Below are 4,590 nucleotides of genomic sequence, written 5' to 3'. Positions count from 1 at the left end.
TGACCTCGGCCGCGATCTGCTTGCCGGTGTGGCGCTGCCGGCGCAACGTCTCGATGACGGTGCACGTGGCAACAGGGTCACCGCTCAAGCACTTTGCGTACGATCTGCGCCAAATCGCTCGTCGTCAAACGCTGCCAGGTTACCAACTCGTCATCAGCTGCGATCCACGCGGCACCGAACGACTGAACTTTGCGCCCGCTCTCGTCGATCCTTTCGCGGGACGACCGCGTGAGCACGACACCCGTAAGCCGGGGGATAAGCTGTGAATCAACTCGTGCTATCGGGGACCAAGACTCTCGTGCCATCGGGGACGGGATCCTCGTGCTATCAGGGACCAAAATCCTGGCAAACACCTTGCTACGCAAGGATTTCCCGCTCTCTTAACTTTCCTAACTTGGAATCCTTCGGATTCCTTCTAACGGACCCGGGCATCCCGCGTGTCGGTGCACAAGGTCTTGCGAACTGGTGCCGGGCTTTGTGCACCGGCTCCCCAATTCGCGAGCTGGAGCAGCTTGCCTGGAGGCAGGACACATGGGGTTGCGTCCCCGTCCTGGCCGACGTCAGTACGGTTCGGCGATGTATCGAATGCATTGCGATAGCCCACGCACACCGCCTTCCTTCGCGGCGAAACGGAGCTGCGACATGAACGACCTCACGACCGTCGAGCTCATGTGGGTCGAAAAGCGCATCGAGAACCGGATTCGGTTCGGCCATCCAGCACGCGAACAGATCATTGACCGTCATCGCCGCGTCCTCTCGTTCGCACCCGGCAGCATGTTTGCGTTCGTCCGTTGGACCTCCAACGACTTCGGCACGGTGCTATCACGCGTCGATATTTTGCGCGCGGCGGAGCAAGGTCGGCGCTACTCGACCGTCCCTTGGATCAGTCCCGGCGGCGAGAGCCTGCTCCGATTATCCGGCTGGCCGAGGGTCGAACGCGTCCTGCAACTCATTGACGCGGTTGAGGCGCTCGGCATCGATCCCGCTGAGGCCGCCCCCGACTATTGGCATCACGTGCACAACCGCCTGTCGGTCAACGAAACGCCGCGAGGCTACACGCGCGCTCGTCACCAGGCATGGCTGCATCGGCGGAGGGGAGGGTCATGACCGGCCGGATGTGCACAATCGCCATGACTCTCGGAGCTGTAGCCCTTGTGCTCTTCACGATCGATGAGACTCCTCCATCCTACATCTGGAACGTCTCAGACAGCGTCCCGCTCGGTCTGTACCATTTGCAACCGGTCGAGCAGCTGACCGTCACCGAACTGGTGGCGATTCAGCCGCCAGAGCCGCTTGCGAGTTTTCTCGACTTGATTGGCTATCTGCCAAGCGGCGTGCCCATGCTCAAGCGAGTCCTAGCATTGCCGGGACAGACCGTCTGCAGAAGCGGGCTCACGATCGCGGTGGATGGTATCGAGCTGGGAAACGCGCGCGAGCGCGACAGTCGTGGCCGGCCGTTGCCAGCCTGGCACGGATGCCGCGTCATCGGCGCCGACGAGCTCTTCGTCATGAATTGGCAGTCGGTCGACTCCCTCGACGGTCGGTATTTCGGTCCCATCCCAGCATCTGCGGTGATTGGCCACGCGCTTCCAGTCTGGACGGAGGAGGAGTGAGCATGCCGATCTCGCTTCGTCCAGTTGCACCTCTTCCCTTTGGCCGCTCGCGACACCGTTCCTCCATCCCCGCCAATTCCTTGAAGCCGAGCGCGTATACCCGCGCTTCGGAGCGGCGGCGGGGCCGATACTTCTGTGCGATGTGCTGGGCAGCCGCGACTGTAGCCACACGACTCACCTCGCTCACGTTTGTCGTCGGCCTTATCGCCGCGTTGCTGACAGTCGAATCGACCTCACAGGCGACAGGCGAAAGCCTGCCGGCTGTGCCTTCGCTGAAGATCCTACCGATCGTCCAATATGCGCCATTTGTGTCCAAGGCGTCCCGTCGGTTTGCGATCCCGGAACACTGGATCCGCACCGTAGTGAAGGTTGAAAGCGGTGGTAATGCGCAAGCGGTATCGCCTCGGGGTGCGCTTGGCTTGATGCAAATTATGCCTTCGACCTGGATCGAACTCAGCGTCCGCTATGAGCTGGGACTCGATCCTTTCGATCCCCGCGACAACATTCTGGCAGGGGCCGCGTATCTACGCAAGATGCTCGATCGCTTCGGATCGGAGGGATTCCTTGCAGCCTACAACGTGGGTCCTGGCCGATACGAGCAGTTCTTGGCGACAGGCCGTCGGCTGCCCAAGGAGGCGCTGACCTACGTCCGAGCCATCGAATCCGAGATCGGTATCGGGCGCGACGGATCCCTGACTTCGTTAAGCGGACGCTCTGCTTCTCGGCTGCAAGATGTGGCCGCCGTATCGCCGCCGACAAGCTCTTTCGTAGGCAGTGGCTTGGCGGCGGTTTCTGCGTTGATACCGCGTGCGACGGGCCTGTTCGTGCAGTCCTCAAACGCTGGATCATCGCGATGACAGCAATCGCACGCTGTCGCAGGCTCTCGCATGTTATCGTTGGTTCGGAAGTCGGAGGGAGGAAGCGGGCGATAGCCGACCGTAAGCGTCCGAAGCTTGCACTTAATCAGGCATTGACATGATCTTCGCGGACCCACGCCCACGGCAGCAATTCGTCGAGACGGTTGACGGGATGTCCGTCGACCATCCGCTGCAGCACGTCACGCAGATAGATGTAGGGCTCGACGTCGTTGAGTTTGCAGGTCGCGATCAGCGAGCAGGCGACAGCCCAGCGGCGCCCGCCGCCGTCGCTGCCGGCGAACAGGTGGTTCTTGCGGCCAAGCGCCACAGGCCTGATCGCGCGTTCGACCGGGTTGGTGTGTGTGCCTTGCCAAGGCGCACTGTTCTCCCTGGTGAAAATCCAGGCCGGCAAACTCTCGCTCCAGCCGGAAGTACTCGGAGCGGGTCAGGAGGCGACGAATGACCTGAAGCACTCTGAGAAACGGCCCCTTTTGGGGGCCATCGGTCCGCGCGGGCCGCAACTTGCGAGTGAACACTGAGCAGGCTCCGAAAGCGTCATCGTGGGAGCCGACCCGCCATTCTAACGGGGAAGGCCGGCGTCCGGGGGGAAGCGAGCGAGAAAAGCACCCCAGGATCCCACCGGAGTAGTGGTGGCAGCACGCGCGGGACATGGACAGTGGGCAACAAGGGAAGTCTGCTGCCGACGAAGGATGATGAGTCCGGACAACGACGAACCCGTGAGGGCCAGCGTCGGCGGCGGCAGATGGCGGATGGGTCCGTATTACCTATGACACCGGGTAACGCCGGACGAGGGAAGGGGCCCTGACTTGTCTCAAGCGAGAACGAAGCGGAGAGCACGGCGATTGACGATGAGTCTAGCAACACCGGATATAAGCGTTCAGAAGCTGCAGAGCTCGCTACAGGCGAAAGCTAAGACCGAACCGGCATACCGCTTCTACTCCCTGTGGGACAAAATCTGCCGATCGGATGTCATGGAAGAAGCTTACCAAAGGTGTCGTGAAAACGACGGCTCCCCCGGGGTGGACGGCATAACATTCGAACAGATTGAAACCGAGGGACAAGAGCGATGGCTGGAAAGTATCAGACAGGAGCTGAAGGACGGCACCTACCATCCCAAGCCCCTTCTGAGAGTATGGATACCAAAGAGCAATGGCGGACGCCGACCACTCGGAATTCCGTGTATTCGTGACAGAGTCGTCATGATGGCCACGGTCTTAGTGATCGGTCCCATCTTCGACGCGGACCTGCTGGACAACCAGTATGGATTTCGCCCGAAGCTGGACGCCAAGATGGCCGTGCGCCGCGTGTTTTGGCACATCAAGGACCGGGGACGCCGCGAGGTAGTCGATGCAGATCTACGCGACTATTTTACGTCGATTCCACACGGCCCGCTGATGCGATGCCTAACACGACGGATCGCCGACGGACGACTCCTCTCGACCATAAAAGGCTGGTTGACAGCTCCGGTGGTCGAACGGAGCGGAAGACGGACGATACGGACGGCAGATGCGCGCAAGTTTAAGAAAGGGACCCCGCAAGGCTCTCCCCTGAGTCCCTTGCTGGCGAACATCTACTTTCGACGCTTTCTGCTGGCCTGGCGCGACCACGGACACCAAGAACAACTCGACGCCTACGTCGTCAACTATGCCGACGATCTCGTGATCTGCTGCCGCCCCGGTCAAGCCGAGGCGGCGAGGAAGCGAATGACGGTACTGATGAACAGGCTCGGGCTGGAGGTGAACGAGACCAAGACCCGCATCGCTCTGTTGCCGACGGAACGATTTACGTTCCTGGGCTACACGATCGGGCGGTTCTACGGAAAGGACGGACAAGCCTTCATCGGCACGCGTCCGTCCAAGAAAGCGGTCATGAGATTGCTCCGACGAATCCACGAACGCACGACGCCACAGTGGTACCCGGACACACCGGAGAACACAGTCGTCGTCATCAGTCGCCTTCTTCGGGGCTGGTGCGGCTACTTCGACCAAGGTCCTGTCATGAAGACCTATGACTTCATCAGGAAATACGTCGATCGGCGTCTGCGGCACTGGTTGATACAACGAGCAGGAAAACGTGGCAGGGGCTTCAAAGAGTATCCG

General features: G+C 60.8%; 4 protein-coding genes and 2 pseudogenes. 5 read left to right on the top strand and 1 reads right to left on the bottom strand.

Annotated features, from left to right (window positions below):
• From Q2941_RS50825 to Q2941_RS50810, 4 genes and pseudogenes are all read left to right on the top strand, one after another.
• Window positions 1-266 (top strand): annotated as a pseudogene (locus Q2941_RS50825) (hypothetical protein); the annotation flags it as partial.
• A gap of 376 nt (window positions 267-642) precedes the next feature.
• Window positions 643-1,107, top strand: a complete 465-nt coding sequence (locus Q2941_RS50820; protein ID WP_458197417.1) for a DUF2840 domain-containing protein — start codon at window positions 643-645, stop codon at window positions 1,105-1,107.
• Window positions 1,104-1,613, top strand: a complete 510-nt coding sequence (locus tag Q2941_RS50815) for a S26 family signal peptidase (protein WP_458197416.1) — start codon at window positions 1,104-1,106, stop codon at window positions 1,611-1,613. The genes Q2941_RS50820 and Q2941_RS50815 overlap by 4 nt, the downstream gene beginning before the upstream one ends.
• Before the next feature lie 2 nt (window positions 1,614-1,615).
• Window positions 1,616-2,470 carry a lytic transglycosylase domain-containing protein gene (locus tag Q2941_RS50810; RefSeq protein WP_458197415.1) on the top strand — a complete coding sequence of 285 codons (855 nt, stop codon included), beginning with the start codon at window positions 1,616-1,618 and terminating at the stop codon, window positions 2,468-2,470.
• Window positions 2,471-2,576: 106 nt separating this feature from the next.
• Here the strand turns inward: Q2941_RS50810 and Q2941_RS50805 are convergent.
• Window positions 2,577-2,828, bottom strand: a pseudogene (locus Q2941_RS50805) (transposase domain-containing protein); the annotation flags it as partial.
• Window positions 2,829-3,339: 511 nt separating this feature from the next.
• Here Q2941_RS50805 and ltrA point away from each other — a divergent pair.
• A partial coding sequence (gene ltrA / locus Q2941_RS50800) for a group II intron reverse transcriptase/maturase (protein ID WP_458197418.1) occupies window positions 3,340-4,590 on the top strand: 1,251 nt, incomplete at its 3' end.

It is taken from the genome of Bradyrhizobium sp. UFLA05-153, assembly GCF_054185185.1.
The sequence above is the reverse complement of the archived record's forward strand: the minus strand, read 5'-3'. Positions and strand labels throughout refer to the sequence as shown.